This window comes from Arthrobacter sp. GW460-12-1-14-TSB2, from assembly GCF_059423525.1.
This window is the reverse complement of sequence record NZ_JBWKYC010000002.1, coordinates 48,049-73,418: the sequence shown is the minus strand read 5'-3', so window position 1 is coordinate 73,418 and position 25,370 is coordinate 48,049. Positions and strand designations below refer to the sequence as shown.

Sequence of the window (25,370 nt, the reverse complement as noted above, 5' to 3'; positions counted from 1 at the left end):
TGTCCTGCCTGGCATCCGTTCGGGTCCGGAGCTAGCTCTGGTTGAAGAAGCTGGCCTGGGTCTCGCTGACCTTCTTGTCATCGCCGATGACCTCGATGTACGACGGCGAGAGCAGGAACACTTTGTTCGTGACCCGTTCGATGCTGCCGCGGAGGCCGAACACCAGGCCGGCGGAGAAATCGACCAGGCGCTTGGCGTCGGCTTCACCCATGTCCGTGACGTTCATGATGACAGGGATGCCGTCACGGAAGCTTTCGCCGATCAGCTTGGCGTCATTGTAGGACCGCGGGTGGATCGTGGTGATCTGGCGGAGTCCGGTGGTCTCTTCGCGGCTCGAGGCCGCGCGCTTGATAGGTGTCACAGGGGCGCGATATTCCTCTTCGGCGGCGTGTGGAGTCGGCGTTTCCCGGGTGACCTCGCGGACGGGCGCCGGCGCCCGGCGTTCCTCGCGGTCATGCTCCATTGAATCGTCCTCGTCTTTGTGCGGTGTGTGGTGCTCAGACTCGTAGTGTTCATCGCCATCGGCGAGCCCAAGATAGATCATTGTCTTGCGCAGAGCGCCAGCCATGGTCGACTCCTAATCGTGTCCGTAAGCGGGCCGCTGAGTTGACTTGACAGTATTGGAATCCCCGCCATTCTCTTCCAATACTTTGACGCTACCTCAACGCAGGACGCGAACCCAATATATCCGAGCCTATTCTCAGGTGTGTCGCACCCGCCCTGACGGCCGATTCAAGATCCTGGCTCATGCCTGCGGAGATCCCCGAAGCCGAGGGGTGGTCCCTGAGCAGCTGCGCCGAGATTTCGGCCAGTTTGGCGAACGACGCCTCCGGATCCGAACCCAGCGGAGCCACCGCCATCAGGCCGGCCAGCACAATGCCCGGCGATCCGGCCAACTGGTCAGCCAGGGCCGGAACCTCCAAGCGGCTCGCCCCGCCCCGGTGGCTTCCGGCGTCCTCGTCCAGGCTGACCTGGATGAAGCACTCGAGCGGACCCCGGCCGGTCCGCTCCTGCTCCGCGGCCACGGACCGGGCAAGGGCGGCCGCCAGCTGCGGCCGGTCCACGGAATGGATGGCATGGGCATACCGCACAACGGACTTTGCCTTATTGCTCTGCAGCTGCCCCACAAAATGCCAGCGGAGTCCGAGGTCGCTGAGCGCGGAGGCCTTTTCCGACGCTTCCTGGTCCCTGTTCTCTCCGACGTCGGTGACACCCAAGGCAGCCAGCCTGCGAACATCGTCAGCAGGGTGGAATTTAGTCACCACGATCAGCTCCGGCGGGTTGTCCTGCCGGCCGGCGGCTTCCGTGGCGGCGGCAATCCTCCGCCGGACCGCGGCCAGGCGGTCCTGAATTTGGAGCAGGCGGGGGTCGTCCGCAGCTGTTACGTCACGGGGTTCACTCACTGGTCCACACCAACCCGGCGAACCGGCCCGTGGCCGGGTTCCCGCGGTAGGAGAACAGATTTTCGTTTTCGAGGGTGCAGGGTCCGGAATACTCCACGACGACCCCGCGGGCCTCCAGCTGGCTGCGCGCCCCGGCCGGAAGGTCCAGGCCGGGGGTGCCCCAGGATGTTGTGGTCCATGTGGCAGGGACCACCGCGGCGACATCGGTCCGCATGCCTTCCGGCACTTCGTAGCAGGATCCGCAGATTGACGGGCCGATCCAGGCCCGGATGTCTTCGGCCCCCTCGGCGCGCATGCGATCCACGGTTGCCGGGAGGACCCCGCTGGCCACTCCCGGGCGCCCCGCATGGGCAACAGCCAGGACCGGTTGTCCCCCCGATGTTGTCCCGGCAAGGACTACAGGGACGCAGTCCGCCACCATAACCGCCAGCGGACGCCCGGAGGACACCATTGCATCTGCGGTCGGGGCGGCAGGGCAGGCCGCCTCATCGCCGTCGCCGATAAAGGCTACGGCGTTGCCGTGAACCTGGTTCATGTACTGGAAGCCGCCGGCCGCCAGGCCGGCTTCGGCCTCAAGGAGTTCACGCCGGCGAAGCACTTCGGCCGGATCGTCCCCCACGTGGAGGGCGAGGTTTCCGGCCCCGGCGTCAGTGAATGCCACCCAGACGCCGGGCCGGACTTCGGTTCGCCACCAAAACAATCAAAACACCGCTAACTGACGAGCTGATAAAACGTCCTGCCAATGCCTACTTCGGGAAGTGCTTACTTCAGGAAGTCAGGGACATCCAGGTCGTCGGAGCGGCTGCCGGACAGGTCCGGCTCCACTACCGAGGGAAGGTCGACGTCGAAGCCGGAGTCGGCGGGGACGGCAGAGGGACGCTGCTGACCCCAGTTGCTGAGACCCGACGCTCCGATGCCGGCGTGCACGGGCTGAACGTGCTGCGACGGCGCCTGCGCGGGGGCAGGGGCTGAGGCGGGCGCAGCCGGGCGCTGCGGGGCTGCCTGCGGCTGCGACTGGTCCATGGACGGCGAGGTGGCTTTGACGTCGTCGAAGCCAGCCGCAATGACCGTCACGCGGGCCTCATCGCCGAGGGCGTCGTCGATGACGGCACCGAAGATGATGTTGGCTTCAGGGTGGGCCACTTCCTGCACGAGGCGGGCGGCCTCGTTGATCTCGAAGAGTCCGAGGTCCGAGCCGCCCTGGATGGACAGCAGGACGCCGTGGGCGCCGTCGATCGAAGCTTCCAGGAGGGGCGACGCGATGGCGAGTTCCGCGGCCTTGACCGCACGGTCCTCTCCGCGTGCCGAACCGATGCCCATCAGCGCGGAACCCGCGCCCTGCATTACGGACTTGACGTCTGCGAAGTCGAGGTTGATCAGGCCCGGAGTGGTGATCAGGTCGGTGATGCCCTGGACACCGGACAACAGGACCTGGTCGGCGGAGCGGAAGGCGTCCAGGACCGAGACATTGCGGTCGCTGATGGACAGGAGCCGGTCGTTGGGGATCACGATCAGGGTGTCGACTTCGTCGCGGAGGGCGTCGATGCCCGCCTCGGCGGAACCTGCGCGACGGCGGCCTTCGAAGGTGAACGGACGGGTGACCACGCCGATGGTGAGCGCACCGAGCGAACGGGCAATGCGGGCCACGACAGGAGCGCCGCCAGTGCCGGTGCCGCCACCTTCACCGGCGGTCACGAAGACCATGTCCGCGCCGCGGATGACCTCTTCGATCTCGTCGGCGTGATCCTCGGCCGCCTGCTTGCCGACCTCCGGGTTTGCACCGGCTCCGAGACCACGCGTCAGCTCGCGGCCGACGTCAAGTTTGACGTCGGCATCGCTCATGAGCAGAGCCTGGGCATCGGTGTTGATTGCGATGAATTCGACACCGCGGAGACCGACTTCGATCATGCGGTTGACTGCGTTCACGCCACCGCCGCCGATGCCGACGACCTTGATGACGGCCAAGTAATTCTGCGGAGCTGCCACGTTACGTGTCCCTTGTTCGTGTCCTATTGCGAAAACTGATGGAGTCGTGCTTGAAAGTTCAAACCTTAACCTTCGACTTGAAGGTTATAGTTATGTCAAGTAACTCATGCTGTGACGCTATTTCCTATGCCTGAGACATTCAATGACCTGATCCGCGTGTCGTTGGAATACCCGCTAAATAGAGCGGAAATCGCCGCGGATGACGGTCGCCGGCCTGCCGGCCCCAGAGCGCATGTGAATGCCTGTCCCGCTGCTTGCACCGGGAGATCGTCCACTATCGTGTCACGGGATGCCGCGGCACGCTGACATCGTAGACCTGGACCGGATTCTTGGGGTTGGCCGGCGCCTTGAGCAAGGCTTCGAGCACCTTGGCCTTAAGCTCCTTCTCCCCCGCGTTGCCCCAGACAATGGTTTGTCCGTCCACAAGTTTGAGTTCGACGGCATCAACGGATTTCGCCGACGCATCGGACAGCCGGGCGAGGACGTCGGCAGGCAGCGCGGCCAGCACCGCGGTGATGGCCTTGAAAAGTTCCTTGCCGATCACCCCTGCCCCGCCGTCGATCACCGGCAACAGGATGCTGCCCGGCTCCTGGGTGGTGCCTAGCTGCACGCCGTCAACATCAACGAGCTGGAACACGTCCCCCTGCTTCACCAGGGCGACCGGGGTGCGTTCCTGGATGTGTACCACCAGTACCGACGGCGGCCGCGCTTCGGTGGTCACGTCCTTGACCTGGACGAGGGGTTGCAGCAGCTCCTTCACCTCGTCGTCGTGGACCTGCGGCAACGGCTTGCCGTGCAGCGGCTTGAGCGCGTCCTGGACCTGCTGCGGCGTGAGCATTTTGGTTCCGTCCACGGACACGGTCTGCACGGCGAACACCGGCGAGTAGACGGCGGCTGCCAGCAGGCCGGCCACCAGGGCAGCTACGATGCACACAGCCAGGATGATGTTCCGCCGGATCCGCCGGCCTTTGGGTTCCGGGAAGGACAGCACATTGTCCGTGGCGCGTTGGGGAGCAGATGCGACGTCGGCAGCGGGCGCGGGCCTGGACGCGGAAATCACGTCTGAGCGGCCGCTTGCCGGTTCGGCCTTTCCTCGGCCTGCGGGTGCCCCCGTCTTGTACGTGGGCCGGCGCGTACTAGGCACCCGGCGCCTCCGCCACTAGTGCCTCAACGATCAGCGGGCCGTAGACGGTAACGTCGCCGGCGCCGGCCGTGAGCACAATGTCCCCGGGCGCCGCGTTGGCGACGACGGCGCGGACTGCATCGTCGGCAGCAACCAGCCGGCCGCCCCCGGAGAGGCGGTCACCGATCAGCTGGCTACTGACCCCGGGAATCGGATCCTCGCGGGCCGGGTAGATGTCCAGCACCAGAGCGGTGTCGGCAGCGTTGAGCGCTTCGGCAAACTCGGCAGCAAACTCGCGTGTGCGGGAAAACAGGTGCGGCTGGAAAAGGACATGCACCTTGTGGTTCCCTGCGACGGATCGTGCCGCAGCAAGCGCCGCCCGGACTTCCGTGGGGTGGTGGGCGTAGTCATCGTAGACCCGGACGCCCCGCCCTTCGCCTTTGAATTCGAAGCGCCGTGATGCTCCGGAGAAATGGGCCAGGGCGCCGGAGGCCGGGCCGGGGGCGATACCCAGTTCCAGTGCCACGGCGAATGCCGCGGCAGCATTGAGCGCGTTATGGCGGCCGGGAACCTGAAGCTCCAGCGCAAACTTTCCCGCGGGGGTGGAAACCCACACGTCGCCCGGTCCGCCGTCGTGCAGCCTCAGCTGCGAGTCTTCGGCAGTGCCGTAGGTGACCACCCTGGTGTTGCCCCGTGCCGTTGTCCGCTCCGCCAGCGCGCGGGCGCCGGGATCATCGGCACAGGCCACCAGGACGCCGTCGGCCGGGAGCAGTTCGGTGAAGCGGTCAAACGACTCGTAGACGGCCTCGGCGGTGCCGTAGTAGTCAAGGTGGTCGGGTTCGACGTTGGTGACAACGGCAATGTGCGGACGGTAGTTCAGGAACGATCCGTCGGATTCGTCGGCCTCGGCAACGAAGATGTCCGACGTGCCGCTGGCCGCGTTGACCCCCAGCGCCGGGACGTTGGCACCGATTGCAAACGTGGGGTCCAGGCCGGCGCCCTGCAGCAGCACTGTGATCATCGAAGTCGTGGTTGACTTCCCGTGGGTTCCGGCCACCGTGACCACACGGTCGCCGGCCATGGTCGCCGCCAGCGCCTCGGACCGGTGCAGCACGGGCAGCCCGGCGTCACGCGCGGCCAGGAGTTCCGGATTGTCCGGGCGGATGGCGGAGCCCGCCACCACGGACTGGGCAGCACCGAGGTTGCCCGCGGCATAGCCCACATGGATGCCTGCGCCTGCAGCGGCGAGGTCCGCCATGACGGGCAGGTCCTTGGCGTCGGAGCCGGTCACGGGGACGCCTCGGGCCACCATGATCCGGGCCACGGCGGACATGCCCACGCCGCCCACGCCGATGAAGTGCACGCGGCCCAGGGATTCAAGGCTCTGCGTGCCCGTAGCTGCTGTGGGCGTGGTCATTTGCTTACCGCTTCCAGGACAAGACCAGCCATGCGCTGATCTGCGTTTCGGATACCGAGTGCTTCGGCGCTGGCTGCCATCTTCGCCAGGCGGGCGGGATCTGACAGCAGCGGGATGATTTCACTGCTGACCCACGCGGGCGTGAACGATTCGTCATCAATGACCAGCGCCCCTCCTGCCGCTACCGGCCCGGCGGCGTTGAGGGCCTGCTCGCCGTTGCCGATCGGGAGCGGGATGAACACGGCCGGAACACCCACGGCCGCGGTTTCGCAGACGGTGGCGGCCCCTGCGCGCCCCACCAGCAGGTCGGCGGCCGCGTAGATGTTCTCCATGCCGTCGACATACTCCACTTGCCGGTAGCCGTCAGCGGCGAGGGGCTTTCCTTCGCCGTCAAGGACCACCTTGCCCTTTCCGGTGATGTGGAGGGTCTGGATGCCGGCCTTGGCCAGTGCTTCCACGGACGCTGCGATCGTCCGGTTGATGCTCTGCGCACCGGATGAGCCGCCGGTGACGATGAGCGCGGGTTTGTCCTGGTCCAGCCCCAGCAGTTCACGTGCCGCCTGCCGGGCGCCGGCACGGTCCAGCCCGGATACTTCCTTGCGCATCGGCATGCCGACGTGGCGCGCCCCGCGGAGTTTCGTGCCGGCGAAGGCTACGCCGACATGATGGCTGAACCGGGCGCCCACTTTGTTGGCCAGGCCGGCCCGCGTGTTGGCTTCATGGATGACGACGGGGATCCGGCGGCGCCGGGCAGCGAGGTAGAGCGGCGTGCAGACGTAGCCGCCAACGCCGACCAGAACGTCCGCCTGGGCGTCGTCGAGGATTTTTCCGGCCTGTTTGACCGCGCCCGCCAGCCGTCCGGGGAGCCGCAGCAGGTCGAGCGATGGCCTGCGGGGAAAGGGCACGCGGTCGATGGTGGCCAGCTCAAGGCCGGCTGCCGGGACCAGCCTGGTCTCCATCCCGCTGGGCGTTCCCACGGCCAGGAGTTGCACGTCCGGACGCACGTCACGCAACGCGGCCGCTATGGCCAGCAGCGGACTGATGTGACCCGCTGTTCCGCCGCCGGCAAGGACTACTGACAAAGACTCGGCATTCATTAAGTGCTATTTACGCTTTCGTGAGGTGTGTGGGCGCCCGCCCTTGGTGCGGAACTTGAGGAGCCGCTTGGGCTGGACGCTGGGCGCCATCTGTTCCCGGGCCAACGACAACACTACGCCGACGGCGCAAAGTGACATCAGCAGCGCCGAACCGCCATAGGAAATGAACGGCAGCGGCACTCCGATGACAGGGACGAGCCCGGTGACCACGGACATGTTGACGGTGGCCTGGCCCAGGAGCCACACCATGATGGTCCCGGCCAGCACACGGTGGAAGAGGTCCTCCTGCGCCACCACGACGCGGTAGATCGCGGCACCGAGGATGGCAAAGAGGATGAGTACGACGACGGTGCCCACCAGGCCGAGTTCCTCGCCGATGATCGCGAAGATGAAGTCGTTATGGGCTTCCGGGATCCAGCTGTACTTCTGCCGGCTTTGCCCCAGGCCGACCCCGAGCCACCCCCCGGAGGCCAGTCCGTACAGGCCGTTGGTTGACTGGTAGTTGGCGTCGATGCCTTCGCCACAGGAGTTTCCGGTCCACCACGAGGTAATCCGGCACATCCGGTTTGAGCTTGTCACAGCCATGAACCCGGCACCCGCCACGGCAATCAAAGCTGCTATGCCGAACATGTAGAGCGGGACCCCGGCGAAGAACAGGGCGGCGGCCATGATCATCATGATGATCATGCCGGTGCCGAGGTCATTTCCGGCCAGGACGAGGCCGATGATGCCGGCGGCAATGGGAAGGACCGGGACCACCACATGCTGCCAGCGGTGGAGCAGTTTGGCCTTGACGGCCAGCACCGTGGCCATCCAGAGTGCGAGGGCCAGTTTGGCCGCTTCTGACGGCTGGAAGGTGATGCCGCCGAATTCAATCCAGTTCTGGTTGCCGTTGGTGCTGGTACCGATGAGCAAGACCAGGACGAGGAGCACATAGGCGCCGGCGATCCCCGGCCAGGCGAGGCGCTTAAGCCAGACGACATTAACCCGCGAGAGCACAAACATCAGGAACACCCCGATGGCGGCGAACATGCCCTGTTTGAGTGCTGCCGTGTACGGCGACTCCCCCGCGGCAATGGCCTCGACGCTGGACGCGGACAGAACCATCATGATGCCGATGGCCGTAAGCGCGAGGGTGGAACCCAGGATGAGGTAGTAGGTGGAACCGTTGCGTGACTTTCCGGTTCCTTCCAGCTTCGCCCAGAAGCTTCGGTACCAGCCGCGGAGCCTGGCCAGCGGAGGCACATGGCCTGCCCGTGCAGTCCCGCGGGCCGGAGCCTGGGGTGACGGCGGCCGGGTCCCGGCGGCCTTGCCTGTCCGCGTAGCCGGGGGAAGCCGGGTGGCACCCCGCTGCTTGGCAGCCGGGGCACGGGTGGGCGTGCTGACCATTGTTACTCCTCGCCGGTCTGAGCCTGCCCTTCCACGAGCCCGCGGACAGCTTCAATGAAGGCATCGCCACGGTGAGCGTAGGAAGAGAACTGATCCATGGAAGCAGCCGCCGGGGCCATCAGCACAGTGTCCCCCGGAGAGGCCAGCTGCGCTGCCGCGGCTACGGCCTGGGCCATTACAGTTTCCCCGTAGATCGGCGAGGGCACCGTGCCGGCGTCGTCCGTTTCGGCAGACTGCACATTTTCAGTGTCGCCCTTGCTGCGCCCGATCACGGGGACATCCGGTGCGTGTCGCTTGAGGGCGTCCGAGAGCGGGGCAGTGTCAGCTCCGATCAGGACGACGGCCTTCAGGCGGCCCGCCTGTTCCTTGACCAGCTCGTCGTAGCTCACACCCTTGGAGAGGCCGCCGGCAATCCAGATGACGTTGCTGAACGCGGACAGGGACGCCGCCGCTGCGTGCGGGTTGGTTGCTTTCGAGTCGTTGATCCACAGCACATCGTTGTGGCGGGCAACGAGCTGGATCCGGTGCTCTCCCGGAATGTAGTTCTTCAGTCCCTGCCGCACGGCCTGTGGTTCCACACCGTACGCCCGGACCAGCGCTGCCGCTGCCAGGGCGTTGGCCACCATGTGGCGCGGTGCCACCGGACCGAGGTCCGCCATGGCGGCAAGCTCGGCGGCGCTGTCCTTGCGCTCGGCGATGAAGGCGCGGTCCACCAGGAGGCCCTCGACCACGCCGAGCATGCTGATGGCCGGCGTCAGCGTGGTGAATCCGACGGCGCGGCAGCCTTCCACGACGTCCGCGTCCTCCACCATCCGCTCGGTTTCGATCTGTTCGGCGTTGTAGATGCAGGCCTTTTGGGTCTGCTCGTAGACCTTGGCCTTGTCGGCCAGGTACGAAGCGTAGGACCCGTGCCAGTCCACGTGGTCCTCGGCGACGTTGAGGCAGACACTTGCCACCGGAGAGACGGAGTGGCTCCAGTGCAGCTGGAAACTCGACAGTTCGACCGCAAGGACGTCGTACTCCACCGGATCCCGCAGGGCGTCCAGGATGGGCGTGCCGACGTTCCCGACCGCGATGGCCTTGAGCCCGGCGGCCTGCAGCATGGATTCGGTCAGGCCCACGGTTGTGGTCTTCCCGTTCGTTCCGGTGATGGTCAGCCAGTCCGCGGTCTTGCGGCCCCTCCGCTCACGCACCCGCCAGGCGAGTTCCACATCGCCCCAGACCGGGATGTGGGTCCGGGCAGCCAACGCGAGGAGGGCCTGGTCCGGCCGCCATCCCGGTGAGGTCACGATCAGGTCCGGCTTCTGGCCGTCGATCTTCGGCATGGTGTGCACGGCATCCTCGCCGAGGAGGACATCCACGGCGCCGACGATTTTCAGGGTGTCCGCCTGGGCGCGGGCCTTCGGGCTCGTGGCCGCGTCCACTACCACCACGCGGGCACCGAGTTCGATCAGGGTGTCGGCGGCAGCGAATCCGGATACACCGATGCCCGTCACGACCACCCGGAGGCCGGACCAGTCGGAGTCCCAGCTCACGAGGTTCTCGAGCCGGGGAGACGTTGCCAGCGGCGAAGGTATAGGACTGCTCACAGCAGGACCACCCATTCTGCGTAGAAGATGCCAAGGCCTGCGGCGACGAAGAGGCCGCCGAGGATCCAGAACCGAACCACCACGGTGACTTCCGCCCAGCCCTTGAGTTCAAAGTGGTGCTGGAGCGGGGCCATTTTGAAGAAACGCTTGCCCTTGGTGATCTTGAAGTAGCCCACCTGGATGATCACCGAAAGGGTGATCAGGACGAAGAGTCCGCCGATGAAGGCGAGCAGCAGTTCGGTCCGGGACAGGATGGCGAAACCGGCAACGGCGCCGCCGATGGCCAGCGAGCCGGTGTCGCCCATGAAGATCTTCGCCGGAGACGTGTTCCACCACAGGAAGCCAACCAGGGCAGCGCTGAGGATTGCGGCAAGGAGTGCCAGGTCCAGCGGGTCCCGGACCGAATAGCAGCCGCCGCCGGCCTGCCGCGGCGAGCCGCAGGCCTGGTTGCTCTGCCAGATTCCCATCAGCGTGTACGCGCCGAACACCATGACCGACGCCCCGGCAGCCAGTCCGTCCAGACCGTCCGTGAGGTTCACGCCATTGGTCGCCGCCGTGACGATCAGGTTGGACCACAGAACGAACAGGATGGCGCCCAGGACGGTGCCGCCGAATGCAAGGTTCAGCCAGGGGATGTCCCGCACCAGCGAGATCTGCGTGGATGCCGGAGTGACGCCGTCCGCATTGGGAAAATTCAAGGCCAGGACGGCGAAAATGATGCCGACGGCGCCCTGCAGCACCAGTTTGGCTTTTGCGTCCAGGCCAAGGCTTCGCTGCTTGGAAATCTTGATGAAGTCGTCCAGGAAGCCTACGAGGCCCATTCCCACCATCAGGAACAGCAGCAGGAGCGCAGAGGCCGACGGTCCGGCTGACCGCGGATTCAGCATCCACATAATGAGGTGGGTCAGCGCGTAGCTCAGCAGGACAGCGAAGACCACTACGGTACCGCCCATGGTCGGCGTGCCGCGTTTCGTGTGATGGGAGGTAGGTCCGTCGTCGCGGATGAACTGGCCGTAGCTCTTCCGTACCAGCAGACGGATGAACAGAGGGGTTCCCACCAATGCAAACAGCAGGGCCAGGCCAGCGCCGATCAGCAGTGCAATCACAGCGACTCGCTCCCTTCATTGGCGGTTGCTCGGACTTGTGGGGGTAATGCTATCCGATCCCCCAAATGCCTCAGTCCCACGCTGTTGGAAGACTTGAAGAGGACCAGATCGCCGGGTTCCAGTTCCCGTTGGAGCAGATCGTAGGCTTCGTCGACGGACTCAGCGAATACGCATTCGTCCCCCCATGAGCCTTCGTTCACGGCGGAGACATAGAGCGAACGCGCCTCGCGGCCAACTACCACCAGGCGGGAAATGTTGAGCCGCACCACCTGCGTGCCCACTGCCATGTGCTCCCGAATGGACTCGTCGCCCAGTTCCAGCATGGCGCCCAGGACGGCCCAGGTGCGGCGTCCGCGGCCCAGGTCCGCCAGCGTCCGCAGCGCGGCCCGCATCGATTCAGGGTTGGCGTTGTAGGCATCGTTGATGATGGTTACGCCGTCAGCCCGCTCGGTGCGTTCCATCCGCCAGCGGCTGGCGGCGGTCTGTGCGCTGAGGGATGCCGTGATCCGTTCCGCCGGGATGCCGGCGGCATAGGCCGCGCCGGCTGCCGCCAGGAGGTTGGTCACATGGTGCGCCCCGATCAGCCGGCTGCGGACCTGGTGCCCCGCGGCGTCGCCTGGGAAGAGAAGCTCGAACTCGGGATTGCCTGCCGCATTCGTCTCGACGTGGACGGCGCGCAGTCCGGCGGCCGGGACGTCATCTGCGGCCTGCGCGGAGAACCCCAGGACGTTCGCTTTGGTCCTGCTTGTCATGGCTGCGACGCGGCCGTCATCGAGGTTGAGCACGGCCGTCCCGCTGTCAGGGAGGGCTTCTACGAGTTCGCCCTTGGCAACGGCGATGTTGTCCACGCCGCCGAACTCCCCGGCATGGGCGGTACCGATGCCCAGGACCACCCCGATCTCGGGCTGGACCATGTCTGCGAGGTAGCGGATGTGTCCCACCCCGGTGGCGCCCATTTCGATCACGAGGTAACGGGTTCCGAAGCCGGCTTTGAATACCGTCAGCGGAACTCCCACTTCGCCGTTGTAGGAGCCTTGGGGCGAGACAGTATTGCCTTCCGCGGAAAGGATTCCGGCAAGGAGGTCCTTGGTGGTGGTTTTCCCGGCCGAACCGGTGATGCCGATAACCGTGAACTCCGAACCCTCGGCCTCGCGTCGGGCCCGGATCCGGCGCACGGATTCGGCGGCCAGAGCGCCCATGGCGAGGACCGCGTCTTCCACCACAATGGAGGGGTGGGGACTGCCGGAGTGATCGGCAGCGTCCCGTTCCACCAGGGCAAGGACAGCGCCGCGCCCGAAGGCCGCGCCGATGAAGTCGTGGCCGTCAGCAGTCTCGCCGGGCTTCGCCACGTAGAGGGACCCCTCTGTGGCTTCCCGGGAATCCGTGACCACTGTCGTGGGCGTGATGGTCGGATCGGCGGCAAGGCGGCCGTCTGTAATTTCGGCAATTTCCGCCGCAGTAAATGCAATCATCTCGGTCTAGGACTCTATCCGCTCGTCATTCAGAACGGTGAATCCGCGGGCTGTCAAGGCCTCGCGGAGCTCCACCCTGTCGTCGAGCGCCAGATTGACGCCTTTGACTTCCTGCCACACTTCATGGCCGCGGCCGGCCACCAGGATCGTGTCCTTCGCCTGCGCCATCTCCACAGCCTGCCTGATTGCCGTGTCGCGCGGAAATGACTCCAGGATGGTGCAGCCAAGGCCGGCGGTTTCCTTGGCCTCGTGCGCGCCCGCCAGGACGTCCGCGCGGATGGCCGCGGCGTCCTCGTCATGGGGGTCGTCGTCGCTGATAATCACCACATCCGCCAGCCGGGCGGCGATGGCACCCATGGCCGGCCGTTTGCCTTGGTCGCGCTGCCCTGTGGCTCCGAAGACCACAATCACCTTCGAGCCGGGTTCGGGTGAGCGCACTGCTTCCAGGGCCCGCTGCAGGGCGTCCGGGTTGTGGGCAAAGTCGACGACGGCGGCCGGGGCGGTGCAGACGAGCTGCATGCGCCCGGGGACGGCCACGGTGAACGGATCGGCCGAGTCGAGGGCTGACTGCAGCGTCTCAGGGTCGACTCCGCTAGCCAGTACCATGACGGTTGCGAGGGCGGCGTTGGAAACATTGAAGCTGCCCGGAAGCCCCGTGTGAACGCGGAGTTCCGTGCCGTCACGGTGCCGTAGCCGGAACTGCGTTCCCAGGCCCCGGGGCGCGGTGGCCGTGACAGCCCAGTCAGCACCGGATGCTGCGGGATCGATGCCCTGGGCTGTTGCCAGGGTGGTGACCGGAATACCGGCACCGGCAGCAAGGCGGCGGCCCCAATCGTCGTCCACGGTGACTACCGCCTGCTTGGCGCGGGGGCGCGTAAAGAGCTCCGCTTTGGTCTGGAAATATTCGTCCATGGTGCCGTGCAGGTCCAGATGGTCCTGGGTCAGGTTGGTGAACCCGGCGACGTCGAACTGCACACCGTCCACGCGGTGGAACGACACGGCGTGCGAGGAAACCTCCATGGAGGCGGCGTCCAGGCCACGCTCCCGCATCAGGGCCAGCAGTGCGTGGATGTCGGTGGACTCCGGTGTCGTCAGCAGGCTGGGAATGGGCTCACCGCCGGCCAGGATCTCGATGGTGCCGATCAGCCCGGTCTTGCGGCCCAGGGCCTGCAGCAGGGCGTTGATGAAATAGGTCGTGGTGGTCTTGCCGTTGGTGCCGGTGACGCCGAACAGTGCGGGCACAGCGCCGCCTACAGGCCGGCTCTGGTAGATCAGTGCCGCCAGCCCGCCCACCGCGCTTCGAGGCTTGTCAACCACGAGGACCGGCACGGGAGTGTCAGCGGACAGCGCAAGGAGCCTGGCGCCGTCGTCGTCCGTGACAACCGCAACAGCGCCCGCCGTGACGGCCTGCGACACGAAGTCCGCCCCGTGCCGGGCGGCGCCGGGGAGGGCAACGTAGAGGTCACCCGGCTGCACGGACCTGGAGTTCAGGGAGATCCCGGTGACCGGAATGGCGCTGGATGCCCCGGGAACGACGACGCCGACGGACTCGCCGATGATGCCCAGCGGAACCGCGGCAACGGCGGACGGCCGGAACCCGGAACCGGGAACCGCGCCTCTCGTTGCGTCGGTACTGTCTGGGGCATGGTGCTCTGACAAGTGGATCTCCGTTGGCGCTAGTGGATCACACCGGGCGTAGGGGAAGATCCCCTGATGCGTACGATGTTGTGGACGTGCTACTTGACGTATTGGGGCAGCCTGGCAGGCTCGCCTGTTGAGGGCGGAACGTTGTACGTCCGCAGCACCTGACTCATCACCGAGCGGAACACCGGACCGTTGGTGATTCCGTAGATGCTGCCTTTGGGGCGCTGCAGGACAACTTCAACAATAAACCGCGGATCGTCCATCGGCGCCATCCCCACCATGGAAGCGGTGTAGCCGCAGTATCCCGACTTGCCGTCGTCACACGGCGACTGGGATGTCCCGGTTTTAGCGCCGACGCGGTAGCCGTCGATTGCTGCTTCCTTGATCTGCCCCTCGGTCACGGCGCTCTCCAGGATGTCCCGGACCTGCTGTGCGGTTTCCTTGGACACGATCTGCCGGCTCTCCTTCGCCGGGACCTTTTCCTCAGTTCCGTCCGGGCTGATGTAGCTGTCGATCAGGCGGGGCTGGAGCATTACGCCGTTGTTGGCTATCGACTGGTAGGCCCGCACGGTCTGAAGCGTGGACTGCGAAACGCCCTGCCCGAACAGTACGGTGTACTCCTGCCGGCCGTCCCACTGGTCAGCAGGAGTGAGGATGCCGGTCGCTTCGGCAGGAATCCCGATGTCGGGGGCTTCGCCGATGCCGAACTTCTGCAGCCAGTCGTGGCGCTGTTCCTTGGTAAGCCGCTGGCCCGCCATCACCGTTCCGGTATTCATCGACCAGCCCAGGATCCCGGCCAAGGTCCGTTCCTCGGTCCCGTGATCGAACGAGTCGGTGAAGACCTGACCGTCCACCACATAGGACGACGGGATGGTGAACTTGTCCAGCGGGCTCGACTTGCCCTCCTCGATGACGGCGGCGGCCGTAATCATCTTCTCTACGGAGCCCGGTTCGTAGGCGGCCGTCACCGACCGTACACCGCGGTCCGTGGCGGCCACCTTGCCGGGGTCGTTGGGATCCGGTGCGTTGGTGTCTGCCATGGCGATGATATTGCCGGTCTTGATGTCCTGGACGATGATGACGCCCCACTCGGCGCTCAGCTTGTCCGACTGGTTCTGGATTGCCTGCTGGGCAAAATACTGGAGGTCGGAATTGAGCGTGAGCCGGATGTCCTTGCCGTCGACGGCGGGCGTCAGTTCATCCACGCCGACAGGGATGCGCAGGCCATCGGCGCCGATTTCGAAAAGCCGCTTGCCGGGAGTCCCCTTGAGGACTTCGTCCTGGGTCTGCTCCAGCCCCGCCTGGCCGGTTGTTCCGTCCTGCAGGAATCCGACGATCCCGCCGGCAACAGAGCCGTTCGGGTAAACGCGCTTGCTAGTGCCGACGGTGACTATTCCCGGGATCTGGAGCTGGGAGATCCGGTCCTCCATATCGGGCTTGAGATCCTTCGCCACGATGTAATAGGGCTTCTCCCCCGTCAGGGCCTCTTTGACGTCCGCTGGATCCTGCCCCAGCACGGCGGCCAGCTCCTCGATGCCCTTGTCCCTGGAAACGGTAACGAGCTCTTCCTTGTCGCCGACTGTGTCCAGGCGCTTGAAGGACTCTGTCTTCGTGTTGACGCGCTGGTCCACCACCACGTTGTAGCGGATGACGCTGTTGGCGAGGACGGTTCCGTTCGCGTCCAGGATGCTGCCGCGTTCGGCGGGGAGCTCGATCGGGGTGAGGCGGTTGTTCAAGGCGGCCTCAGCCATTCCGCCGATGTCCAGTCCCTGGACCATAAACAGTTTGCCGCCGACCACCAGCAGCAGCGCAAGCATCATGCCCAAGCCGAGGCGGAGCCTCCTGGTGGCGTTCGGCACTTTTGCGATTGTCTTCTTGCCGGTGCTCTGCGCCACGGTGAGTCCTTGCTGCTTGCTTACTGGTGGTCAGTCCTGTCAGTTACTGCCCGGCGTCTTCTGCTTTGGTGCCGGAACGGATCCTCCGTGGAGATCAGCCGCGGGCTTCGCGGCGGCGGGCGGCTTCGCGGCAGCCTGGGCAGCCGCTGCGGCCTGTGCGGCCTGTGCGGCCTGTGCCGCAGCCGGAGCTGCGGCGTCCGCCGGCTTGCGGACGGCCAGCGGCTCCTTGGTGGTGGCTGGCGGAACCACCGTCAGCTGCCCGGCGACTGCCGGCGCTGCAAGGATGGAACCGGGCTTGTCACCCTTAACAGCTGGTTTAGGGCTGCCGCTGACGGTAAGAGTGGAAAGGTCGATCTGCCCCTTGCCGGCGGAAGCCACCATTCCCAGTTCCGTGGCCTTGGCAGCCAGGTTCTGGGGAGCATCGAAATTCTGGACCTGCTGTGTCAGGTCCTGGTTCTGCTTCGTCAGCGTGGTCTGGTCGCTCCTGAGTTGCACCAGCTGGTACTGCGCTGTGGAAACGGAGATGTTCAGCACCAGGACCGCCATGAGCGCGACAGCCAGCAGTGCGAAGCACAGCACCACAAAAGGGGCCCTGCGCTTGCGCGGTGTCGAGCGGACCACGGAGAGCGGGGTCCGCAGCTTCCGCTCGGATCCGCCGGAGGGCTTAAGTCCCGTGAGGGCTCGGGCCGCCGTGCCGGACACGACTGGGAAGTTCTTGGCAGCGGCGGTGCTCATGCGGCCCTCCTGGCTCTGATTCGTTCAACTGCGCGCAGCCGCGCGGACGCTGCGCGTGGGTTCTCGGCGATTTCATCGGCGGTGGGCACTTCGGTGCCCTTAGTCAGGGTTTTGAGTTCGGGCTTGTGTTCTTCCAGTTCCACCGGGAACCCCAGCGGCGCGGAGGACTTGGATCCGGTCTGGAAGACCTTCTTGACGATTTTGTCCTCCAGCGAGTGGTAGGACATGACCACAACGCGGCCCCCCATCGCGAGGGCGTCCACAGCGGCAGGCACCGCACGTTCCAGGACGTCGAGTTCCTCGTTGACTTCGATCCGCAGTGCCTGGAAGGTCCGTTTGGCCGGGTGGCCGCCGGTCTTCGCTGCCCCTGCCGGAACCACCGCACGGATGGTGTCAACGAGTTCCCCTGTGGTGGCGAACGGCTTGGCTGCACGCGCGGCCACGATGCGGTTGGCGATCCGGCCGGCGAACTTTTCCTCACCCCATTTGCGGATGATCCGGACCAGGTCCTCTTCGCTGTAGTTGTTCACGACGTCCGCGGCCGTCTGGCCCCGGCTCGTGTCCATGCGCATATCCAGGGGCGCATCAAAAGAATAGGCAAAACCGCGATCGCGCTCATCCAGCTGCAGGGAGGATACGCCAAGGTCCATCAGGACGCCGTGGACTTCCTCGACGCCAAGGTCCCGGAGGACGTCCGGGATTTCGTCGTAGACGGCATGGACCAGGTCGGTGCGGTTTTCGAAGGGCTTCAGACGCTCGCCGGCCAGGGCCAGCGCTTCTTCGTCGCGGTCGATTCCGATGAGGTGAAGGTCCGGAAACCGCTGGAGCAGGGCTTCGGAGTGACCGCCCATTCCCAGGGTTGCGTCGATGACCACCGGCGTCTCGCCCCGGTGGCGGGCCGCCTCGATGCCAGGGGCCAACAAATTGATGCACCGGTCCTTGAGGACCGGTACATGGCGTTCGGACGTGGGTTTTGGCTGGTTGGGATCGCTCATACCTTCGTCCTTTCGTGCCGCTGTTTGCCTAGGTGGGCCTGGCTGGTCCTCGGTGCGCTTCTTAAGCCAGATCCCCATCCGCGCCTAACCCAACGTCCGCCTGGCTCCGGGGAAGTGAGCCAGGACAACGTTCGGATGGGCGGCTGGAGATCTCGTTCAAGAAACGCTGCCGTCGTCGCTTCCGGGCCTCAGAAGATTCCCGGGATGGCGTCGTCGGTTTCAGAGAAGGAGGTTTCCTTCTCTGCCAGGTACTCGTTCCAGGCCTGGGCATCCCAGATCTCCGCTCGGGAACCGGCGCCGATAACGGCGAGCTCCCTGCCAAGACCTGCATATGCCCGGAGTGCGGGAGGAATAGTCACGCGCCCCTGCTTGTCAGGTACCTCGTCCGAGGCTCCAGAGAGGAAAACCCGGATGTAGTCACGAGTCTGCTTGGAGGAGATGGGCGCCTCCCGCATTTGCTCGTGAATCCGTTCGAATTCCCGCTCACTGAAGACGTAGATGCAGCGCTCCTGGCCCCTTGTGAGAACCAGTCCGCTGGCAAGTTCCTCACGGAACTTCGCTGGGAGGATGATCCGCCCCTTTTCGTCCAAACGCGGCGAGTGAGTGCCAAGAAACATGGCCACCCGCCTGTCTGTCGTTAGGAGCTGCACGTCCCCTGTGCTGCCACTACCCTCTTACCTGCTCCACTTTACTCCACATCGCTCCACAGTCAACGCGACACGGAAGATTCGTCCCGGGTTTGGACAAATCCAATCCCGCAAATCCGGGGTTTCGGGCGGGTGGTGGAAAGTGGAGGGATAACGGCGTCTAAAGGGCCGCGAGGGACCGTACGACGGCGGACGGTACGGACAGGACGGCTTCGCGCCCACGATTGCCGGCCGTTAAATGCAAAAGACCCGCCGGGGCGGGTCTTTTGCAGGTCTGCCAGGGGCAGGTGGTGCGAAGTGGAGCGTTAGCTTACGCTGTCGCGGTCGAGCTACTGCTGCTCGCCCCGGCGTCGTTCGTCCCAGCGTTCTTCAAGGCCGCTCATGAACGAACTGCGCCCCTTGCCGGCTTTCTTGCCACCGGTCGATTTCGCTTTGCCGGCGGCGGAACTGCGCATCGTTGCGAAATAGACTCCGGCTCCCATCACGATGAATCCGAGGACACCAACAAAAATGCTCTGAAGTGATACGCCCACCAGCAGGAGGAGGACGCCGGCCAGTGTGGCCAGCACGCCGATCACGATGTGGCGCGTGGACCAGTTACGGCCCGGATCCGATCCCATTGAATTGGCAAACTTCGGATCGTCCTCGTGCAGCTGCTTCTCCAACTGCTCGAGCAACTTCTGTTCGTGCTCCGAGAGCGGCATCACGACCTCCTTAAGTCGGCCAACGTCGGGACCTGCTCTGGCCCCCGTGTTGTCAATCCACTAACGTCCGGCGTGCGCAGGAGGTTCCCGGCCACCGTACAACGAAAGGCCGGGTTCCACGCATTCGCACGGCGGACCTATTCAGCAGGCTGTCCAGGGCTTACTTCTTAGGTATGTCCAGACGTTCGAAATCTATGTATATCTAAGGATAGTTTGTTGCGCCCTGTTCTGAAAGACACTCCCGGCGCGGCGGGACGGGTCACCCTCCGGGCGTGTGCGGGTCCATCAGGCGGGCTGGAAGCACCGATTTCGAGCCGAACTTAGCCGCCACCTTGTCCAGGGCCTGTTCCGCAGCCCGCCAGTTGTCGTCGCGGCGGTCAAAGCTCAGCTGCAGCGAAGTCTGGGCAGCATCTTCAAGCTGCTCAGCCCTGACACCGACGAGGCGTACCGTCATGGCCCGCGGACCGAGCGATTCAAGGAGCTGAACGGCCACCGCGTAGATCAGCTGGGCACTGTCGACCGGAGCGTGCACTGTCCGGCTGCGCGTGATGGTGGAGAAATCGGTGTAGCGCAGCTTAAGGGAGATGGTCCTCGCCACCATCCCCGTGCTTCGGAGCCGCTCGGCGGTCCGGTGCGACAGGCGCAGCAGTTCACGGTGCAGGAGGGCGTCGTCGGCTGTATCCACGGCGAACGTTTCCTCGGCGCCGATGCTCTTCTCGAGTCGGACCGGAGTTACGGGACGGGGATCAATCCCCCACGACAGCCGGTAGACGTGCTCCCCTGACACCCCAAGCAGCTTCTTTAGTGCTGACGGCGGCGTTGCAGCGACATCGGCCACGGTCCGGATTCCCATGCGGGCCAGCACCTCGCCCGTCTTCGCCCCGACGCCCCACAGTGCGTTGACCGGAAGGCTGTGCAGGTACGCAACCGTTTCATCCGGCCCGATCAGCAGGAGCCCGTCCGGCTTACAGCGGGTAGAGGCTATCTTGGCCACAAATTTGCTGGCCGCAATGCCGACGGACGCCGTGATGCCGAGTTCCTCATGCACGCGCCGACGGATAATCCCGCCGATCTCGCGCGGACTCCCCAGCCTCCGGATTGCTCCGCCGACGTCAAGGAAGGCCTCGTCGACGCTCAGCGGCTCCACCAGCTCCGTGATCGACCCGAAGATGGCCATGAGCTGGGCGGACACCTCGTAGTAGAGCTTGTGCCGTGGCTCGATAACGACTGCCGAGGGGCACATGCGCGCCGCCATTGCCATGGGCATCGCGGACTTGACCCCGAATTTCCGGGCCTCATAGGACGCTGACAGCACCACCGAACGCTCCGCCGGGTAACCCACTATCACGGGTTTGCCGCGAAGTTCCGGCCGGGTACGGAGCTCAACGGAGACGAAGAAAGCGTCCATGTCCACATGCATGATGCTGCTTCGCCGGAGCTCCCGGAGGGTCGCTTCGAGCTGCTGTTTATCCTGTTCCGACCCCACGTCTTCAATCCTATGCCGTGGTACTGACTAAACTGGAGGCTGCATCCGGCGTCAACACCAGGAGGAATGTCCCTGTGAAGGTAATTGGAAAGCTCAAGCCTGCGGGCTGCGCCGTGATTGTGGCCGGAGCGGTGCTGGCCCTGGCGGCGTGCACCCCGGCCAATCCCGGCGCTACGGCCACCGGGACTGCCAGCGCTTCAGCTTCCGTCACCGGACAGGCATCCACCACGGCCCCCGCGAGCCCCACAGCCTCGCCCGGAACCACCGCCGCCGTCGGCGCGCTGGTGGCCGGCTTCCCCGAGAAACTGCTGCCCGTGATGCCGGGGGCAAAGGTCGTGTCCAGCAGCTTCGACAAGACGACCACTCCGGCAACAGCGGCATTGGTGGGAAACATCACCTCGCCGGCTGCCGCCGTCGTGGCTTTCTACACCAAAGAGCTGGAAGCCCAGGGCTTCAAAGCAGTGCCCGGCGAGAACGTGGGCGCGGTCGCGTCCAAGGATTTCCTCCGCGGTGACAACGAAACCGTGAACATCGCCGTGGTGGAAACCGGCGGGATCTCCACGTTCACCATCGGCGCCAACGTCGCAGCCGAGTCCGCGAAGTGACGGTCGCGGAGCAGCTGCGCCTGGAGCAGACGGCCTACGTAGCCGCTGTCGCCGGCAAGCTCAATGATTTCCTGGCGACCCGCCAGTCCGTGATGTCCGCCATTTCCCAGGACATCGACCCGCTGATGGGATCCATTTCCAACCTGGTCACCGGCGGCAAGCGGCTGCGTGCGCTGATGTGCTACTGGGGGTGGCGCGGCGCAGGCGGGGATGCGGCTGCCACCGAGGTGGTCACTGCCGGATCGGCACTGGAGCTCTTCCAGGCGGCGGCGCTGATTCACGACGACATCATCGACCGCTCGGATACTCGGCGCGGAGGACCCAGCGTCCACCGCCGCTTCAGCCAGCTGCATGAAGACCAGGGCTGGGCCCTGGACAGCGAGCGCTTCGGCCATGCCGCAGCCATCCTGACCGGCGACCTGTGCCTCTCGTTCAGCGAGGAAACGTTCACGGACATCGGCCAGGCGGCAGCATCGGGCAGCCAGGCCCGGCTGATCTTCAACCTGATGAGGGCCGAAGTGATGGCCGGGCAGTACCTGGACATCCTGGAAGAAGTCGCAGGTCCCATGCGCGACCGGGCCGGCGCGGTCAGCCGGGCCCAGTCAATAATCCGGTTCAAGTCGGCGAAGTATTCCACGGAGCACCCGCTCGCGCTCGGCGGCGCCCTGGCCGGCGCTTCCGATGAACTGCTCCGCGGCTACTCAGCGTTCGCGCTGCCGCTGGGCGAAGCCTTCCAGCTCCGGGACGACGTGCTGGGAGTGTTCGGCGATCCCGTGACCACCGGGAAGCCGGCGGGCGATGACCTCAGGGAGGGCAAGAGGACGGTCCTGGTTGCCTTCGCCCTCGACCAGGCGTCGCCGGAGGAATCCCGCTTCCTCGACGCAAAGCTCGGAAGCCCGGACCTGTCCGACGATGATGTGGAGGAGATACGCCGCATCATCGTGGACTGCGGTGCGCTCCAGGCCACCGAAGTCCTGATTGAGGAATTCGGCCGCGCCGCCTTTAATGAACTGGACATGCTCCCACTGGAAGACCTGCCAAAGACGGCCCTGCGGAAACTCGCCGAGGCAACCGTCAGCCGCGCCTCCTGACTTGGGGGCGCGGCCACCGCGCGTGGAATAACCGCGCGGTGCTACCGGGCAGTGCTACCGGGTGAGGACTACCAGGCGAGGGACTGTGCCCTACGGCGGATCTCCGTCTTCCGGCCTTCACGCAATGCGTCAATAGGGCGGCCCCGCAGTGATTCATCCGGCGTGAAAAGCCACGTGATGAGTTCCTCGTCGGAATACCCTGCATCCGACAGGACCACGATGGTCCCCTTAAGGCTCTCGACCGGATGGCCGTCCTGCATAAAGCCGGCGGGCACCGACCTGATGCGACGTTCACCGACCCTCAGCGCCACCAGTGCTTTTTCGTCCAGCAAACCGTGGACCTTAGTAATGGAAACGTTCATCATTTCTGCAACGTCGGGCAGGGGCAGCCATTCGCCTACAAGGCTTTCTACAGTACTCACGGATCAAGATTGCCACGCGGTGCACTGTTGCGCCTAGTCAGCCCAATGAGGCGGGCCGATGGCGTAAATCGACACTCCGAAAAAAGGCATATAAGAGATGCCATACATTTCTTGTGCTAATCGGCAATTCGTGAGAGATTCACATAGATCACATTTGCATCAACGCTAACTTTAGTAACACTAGTACCATTCGTAACAACGGCCTGACCGACAGCATTCGCCGCTGAGAAGAGGATCATTCCCATGACGACGCCCCGATCGCCAAAGCAACACCCCAGGCCGAGCCTGCCTATGATTGCGGCGACCACGGCCGCTCTCCCGGCCGTCGTCCTGTCCTCGCTCGCCATCGCCCAGCCGGCGGCGGCGGAATCTCGTCCGCGGGCTGTTCCTGCCACCCTGGCGGCCGCCATGCAGGCCCAGGAAGCCGCGCTCAAGTCGGGCCTCATTCCGGCGGCATCGGTCTCCACGTCCATTCCCGCTTCCCTTCGGCCCGCCCAGCCTTCCGCTCCGGCCGAGTACACCATTGCGCGTGGTGACACCATCAGCGGCATTGCCGGCCGCTACGGCCTCGATACGAATGCCATCCTGAAGCTGAACAACCTGCAGCCCAACACCATCATTTACCCGGGACAGAAGATCAAACTGACCGGGTCCGCGCCGGCCCCTTCCGCCCCCGCGGCGAAGCCCGAGGCTCCAGCGCCCGCCACTTCCGGCGGCAGTGTCTACACCGTAAAGTCCGGTGACACCCTGGGAGCCATCGCCGCACGCCACGGCGTGAAGCTGTCCGAGGTGTTGAGCTGGAACGGCCTCAACATGAATTCCATCATTTACCCGGGCCAGCAGATCAAGATCGGCGGCGGCCAGTCCTCCGCCCCGGCTCCGGCCCCCGCGGCCACGCCGGCGCCTGCTCCGGCTCCCGCCCCCAGCTCCGGCTCCTACACGGTGAAGTCCGGCGACACGTTGTCCGCCATCGCCGCAAAGCACGGCGTCAAGCTCTCAGACATCCTGTCGGCGAACAAGCTGACCATGTCCAGCGTTATCTACCCGGGCAACAAGCTGGTCATCCCCGGCGCCTCCATCCAGCCGGCTGCGAGCGTCACTCCCCTGGTGCCGAGCTCATTCCTCGGTTTTACCTACCCCGACGCCGTGGTGTCGTCCGCCAACCAGAACAAGGCCCTGCTCAACGCCTCTCCCGTTCCCACCCGGGAACAGATGAAGTCGATCGTCGCTGATACGGCACGTCGGATGGGGGTGGATCCCTCCCTTGCCCTCGCCTTCGCCTACCAGGAGTCCGGCTTCAACCAGCGCGCGGTCTCGCCGGCCAACGCCATCGGCACGATGCAGGTCATCCCGACGTCGGGCGAATGGGCCTCCGACCTTGTGGGCCGCAAGCTGAACCTGCTCGATCCCTATGACAACGCAACGGCAGGCGTAGCCATCATCCGCCAGCTGATCCGCACGAGCAAGGACCTGGACCACGCCATCGCCGGCTACTACCAGGGCCAGTACTCCGTCAGCAAGAACGGCATGTTCGACGACACCAAGGCCTACGTTGCAGCCATCAAGGCGCACCAGAAGAACTTCAGCTAGAACCATAACGGCACCGCAAAGGCAAGTGCCGCGAGGGTAACGATACGGGTCCGGATTGCATGTCGATTCGGGCCCGTTTCCGTGTAGCACTTAGGATCGTAGGGTGCAGGAAAAAGTGTCGGACTCCCTCGTTGGAACCCTGGTGGATAACCGTTACCGGGTTCAGTCCAGGGTGGCGCGCGGCGGAATGTCCACCGTCTACCTGGCCACGGACCAGCGTCTGGAGCGCGACGTCGCACTCAAGGTCCTCCATCCGCACCTCGTCAATGACGGAAACTTCCTGGACAGGCTGGGCCGGGAGGCAAAAGCCGCGGCCAAGCTGTCCCACGCCCATGTGGTGGGCGTCCTGGACCAGGGCAGCGACGGCCACACGGCCTACCTGGTCATGGAGTACATCAAGGGCCACACTCTCCGGGACGTCATCAAGGAGAAGGGTGCATTGTCTCCGCGGCTAGCCCTGGCGTTGATCGACCCCGTAGTGGAAGGCCTGGGAGCGGCGCACGCCGCAGGGCTGATCCACCGGGACATCAAGCCCGAAAACGTCCTGATCGCCGATGACGGCCGAATCAAGTTGGGCGACTTCGGACTGGCCCGGGCCGTCACCACGTCAACGAGCACCGGCGCGCTGATCGGCACTGTGGCCTACCTGTCCCCGGAGCTCGTGCTCGGCAGGCAGGCGGACGCCCGCAGCGACATCTACTCGGTGGGCATCATGCTGTACGAAATGATCACCGGCAAGCAGCCGTTCGACGGCGAAGTCCCCATCCAGGTGGCCTATCAGCACGTGAACTCCTCCGTCCAGGCCCCCTCGGCTGCCGTGCCGGGGCTGGCTGCCGAAGTGGACGAGCTGGTGCAGTGGTGCACGGCACGCGACCCTGAACAGCGTCCGGTGGACGGCAATGCGCTGCTGTCGGAGCTCAGGCACATCCGGACCAACCTGACCGACGCGGAACTGGATCTCCAGCCGCCGGGGG

At 65.2% G+C, this 25,370-nt stretch carries 23 protein-coding genes; 4 read left to right on the top strand and 19 right to left on the bottom strand.

The window, feature by feature from the left end:
- Positions 1-31 precede the first annotated feature (31 nt).
- The 18 genes from AC07YR_RS03480 to dinB all read right to left on the bottom strand — a co-directional run bounded on the left by AC07YR_RS03480 (position 32) and on the right by dinB (position 20,622).
- On the bottom strand, positions 32-568 hold the full coding sequence (locus AC07YR_RS03480; protein WP_055800087.1) for a cell division protein SepF: 537 nt from the start codon (positions 566-568) through the stop codon (positions 32-34).
- A gap of 88 nt (positions 569-656) precedes the next feature.
- Positions 657-1,403, bottom strand: a complete 747-nt coding sequence (locus AC07YR_RS03475; RefSeq protein WP_436057279.1) for a YggS family pyridoxal phosphate-dependent enzyme — start codon at positions 1,401-1,403, stop codon at positions 657-659.
- Positions 1,396-2,103, bottom strand: coding sequence for a purine nucleoside phosphorylase YfiH/LACC1 family protein (locus AC07YR_RS03470; protein WP_494733053.1), 708 nt, complete (start codon positions 2,101-2,103; stop codon positions 1,396-1,398). The genes AC07YR_RS03475 and AC07YR_RS03470 overlap by 8 nt, the downstream gene beginning before the upstream one ends.
- Positions 2,104-2,165: 62 nt before the next feature.
- A complete protein-coding gene (gene ftsZ, locus AC07YR_RS03465; protein ID WP_055800096.1) occupies positions 2,166-3,389 on the bottom strand; it encodes a cell division protein FtsZ in 1,224 nt (407 codons plus the stop codon).
- 274 nt (positions 3,390-3,663) lie between these two features.
- The gene (locus tag AC07YR_RS03460) at positions 3,664-4,533 is read right to left on the bottom strand and encodes a cell division protein FtsQ/DivIB (RefSeq protein WP_494733052.1); all 870 of its coding nucleotides are present in this window, start codon (positions 4,531-4,533) and stop codon (positions 3,664-3,666) included.
- Positions 4,526-5,929, bottom strand: a complete 1,404-nt coding sequence (gene murC / locus AC07YR_RS03455) for a UDP-N-acetylmuramate--L-alanine ligase (RefSeq protein WP_494733051.1) — start codon at positions 5,927-5,929, stop codon at positions 4,526-4,528. The genes AC07YR_RS03460 and murC overlap by 8 nt, the downstream gene beginning before the upstream one ends.
- The gene (murG, locus tag AC07YR_RS03450; protein WP_494733050.1) at positions 5,926-7,026 is read right to left on the bottom strand and encodes an undecaprenyldiphospho-muramoylpentapeptide beta-N-acetylglucosaminyltransferase; all 1,101 of its coding nucleotides are present in this window, start codon (positions 7,024-7,026) and stop codon (positions 5,926-5,928) included. Before murG ends, murC begins: the two co-directional genes overlap by 4 nt.
- A 6-nt stretch (positions 7,027-7,032) precedes the next feature.
- Entirely contained in the window at positions 7,033-8,415 is a 1,383-nt protein-coding gene (gene ftsW, locus AC07YR_RS03445; protein WP_494733049.1) for a putative lipid II flippase FtsW, read from the bottom strand.
- Positions 8,416-8,417: 2 nt separating this feature from the next.
- On the bottom strand, positions 8,418-10,019 hold the full coding sequence (gene murD / locus AC07YR_RS03440) for a UDP-N-acetylmuramoyl-L-alanine--D-glutamate ligase (protein WP_494733048.1): 1,602 nt from the start codon (positions 10,017-10,019) through the stop codon (positions 8,418-8,420).
- The gene (gene mraY / locus AC07YR_RS03435) at positions 10,001-11,110 is read right to left on the bottom strand and encodes a phospho-N-acetylmuramoyl-pentapeptide-transferase (RefSeq protein ID WP_055800114.1); all 1,110 of its coding nucleotides are present in this window, start codon (positions 11,108-11,110) and stop codon (positions 10,001-10,003) included. Before mraY ends, murD begins: the two co-directional genes overlap by 19 nt.
- On the bottom strand, positions 11,107-12,582 hold the full coding sequence (locus AC07YR_RS03430) for a UDP-N-acetylmuramoyl-tripeptide--D-alanyl-D-alanine ligase (RefSeq protein WP_436057273.1): 1,476 nt from the start codon (positions 12,580-12,582) through the stop codon (positions 11,107-11,109). Before AC07YR_RS03430 ends, mraY begins: the two co-directional genes overlap by 4 nt.
- Positions 12,583-12,588: 6 nt before the next feature.
- Positions 12,589-14,241, bottom strand: coding sequence for a UDP-N-acetylmuramoyl-L-alanyl-D-glutamate--2,6-diaminopimelate ligase (locus AC07YR_RS03425; protein WP_436057272.1), 1,653 nt, complete (start codon positions 14,239-14,241; stop codon positions 12,589-12,591).
- A gap of 77 nt (positions 14,242-14,318) precedes the next feature.
- Entirely contained in the window at positions 14,319-16,121 is a 1,803-nt protein-coding gene (locus tag AC07YR_RS03420) for a peptidoglycan D,D-transpeptidase FtsI family protein (protein ID WP_055800124.1), read from the bottom strand.
- Between the two features lie 39 nt (positions 16,122-16,160).
- Positions 16,161-16,856 carry a cell division protein FtsL gene (ftsL, locus tag AC07YR_RS03415; RefSeq protein WP_494733047.1) on the bottom strand — a complete coding sequence of 232 codons (696 nt, stop codon included), beginning with the start codon at positions 16,854-16,856 and terminating at the stop codon, positions 16,161-16,163.
- Positions 16,853-17,851, bottom strand: coding sequence for a 16S rRNA (cytosine(1402)-N(4))-methyltransferase RsmH (gene rsmH / locus AC07YR_RS03410; protein ID WP_436057270.1), 999 nt, complete (start codon positions 17,849-17,851; stop codon positions 16,853-16,855). The genes ftsL and rsmH overlap by 4 nt, the downstream gene beginning before the upstream one ends.
- 188 nt (positions 17,852-18,039) lie before the next feature.
- Entirely contained in the window at positions 18,040-18,468 is a 429-nt protein-coding gene (gene mraZ, locus AC07YR_RS03405; protein ID WP_028271726.1) for a division/cell wall cluster transcriptional repressor MraZ, read from the bottom strand.
- 359 nt (positions 18,469-18,827) lie between these two features.
- Positions 18,828-19,202, bottom strand: a complete 375-nt coding sequence (locus tag AC07YR_RS03400; protein ID WP_436057269.1) for an SCO2097 family morphological protein — start codon at positions 19,200-19,202, stop codon at positions 18,828-18,830.
- Between the two features lie 259 nt (positions 19,203-19,461).
- Complete coding sequence (dinB, locus tag AC07YR_RS03395) at positions 19,462-20,622, bottom strand: DNA polymerase IV (protein WP_494733380.1); 1,161 nt, start codon at positions 20,620-20,622, stop codon at positions 19,462-19,464.
- Between the two features lie 140 nt (positions 20,623-20,762).
- Here dinB and AC07YR_RS03390 point away from each other — a divergent pair, with 140 nt between their 5' ends.
- Together AC07YR_RS03390 and AC07YR_RS03385 are read left to right on the top strand one after the other, a co-directional pair.
- Entirely contained in the window at positions 20,763-21,293 is a 531-nt protein-coding gene (locus AC07YR_RS03390) for a hypothetical protein (protein ID WP_436057268.1), read from the top strand.
- Positions 21,290-22,384 carry a polyprenyl synthetase family protein gene (locus AC07YR_RS03385; protein WP_436057267.1) on the top strand — a complete coding sequence of 365 codons (1,095 nt, stop codon included), beginning with the start codon at positions 21,290-21,292 and terminating at the stop codon, positions 22,382-22,384. The genes AC07YR_RS03390 and AC07YR_RS03385 overlap by 4 nt, the downstream gene beginning before the upstream one ends.
- Before the next feature lie 68 nt (positions 22,385-22,452).
- Here the strand turns inward: AC07YR_RS03385 and AC07YR_RS03380 are convergent, their stop codons facing one another.
- Positions 22,453-22,806, bottom strand: coding sequence for an Rv2175c family DNA-binding protein (locus AC07YR_RS03380; RefSeq protein ID WP_055800152.1), 354 nt, complete (start codon positions 22,804-22,806; stop codon positions 22,453-22,455).
- Positions 22,807-23,049: 243 nt separating this feature from the next.
- Here AC07YR_RS03380 and AC07YR_RS03375 point away from each other — a divergent pair, with 243 nt between their 5' ends.
- Both AC07YR_RS03375 and AC07YR_RS03370 read left to right on the top strand, forming a co-directional pair.
- Positions 23,050-24,396 (top strand): lytic transglycosylase domain-containing protein, encoded by a 1,347-nt coding sequence (locus tag AC07YR_RS03375; protein ID WP_436057266.1) that lies wholly within the window; start codon positions 23,050-23,052, stop codon positions 24,394-24,396.
- Positions 24,397-24,499: 103 nt separating this feature from the next.
- On the top strand, positions 24,500-25,370 hold an 871-nt coding region (locus AC07YR_RS03370), incomplete at its 3' end, for a protein kinase domain-containing protein (protein ID WP_494733046.1).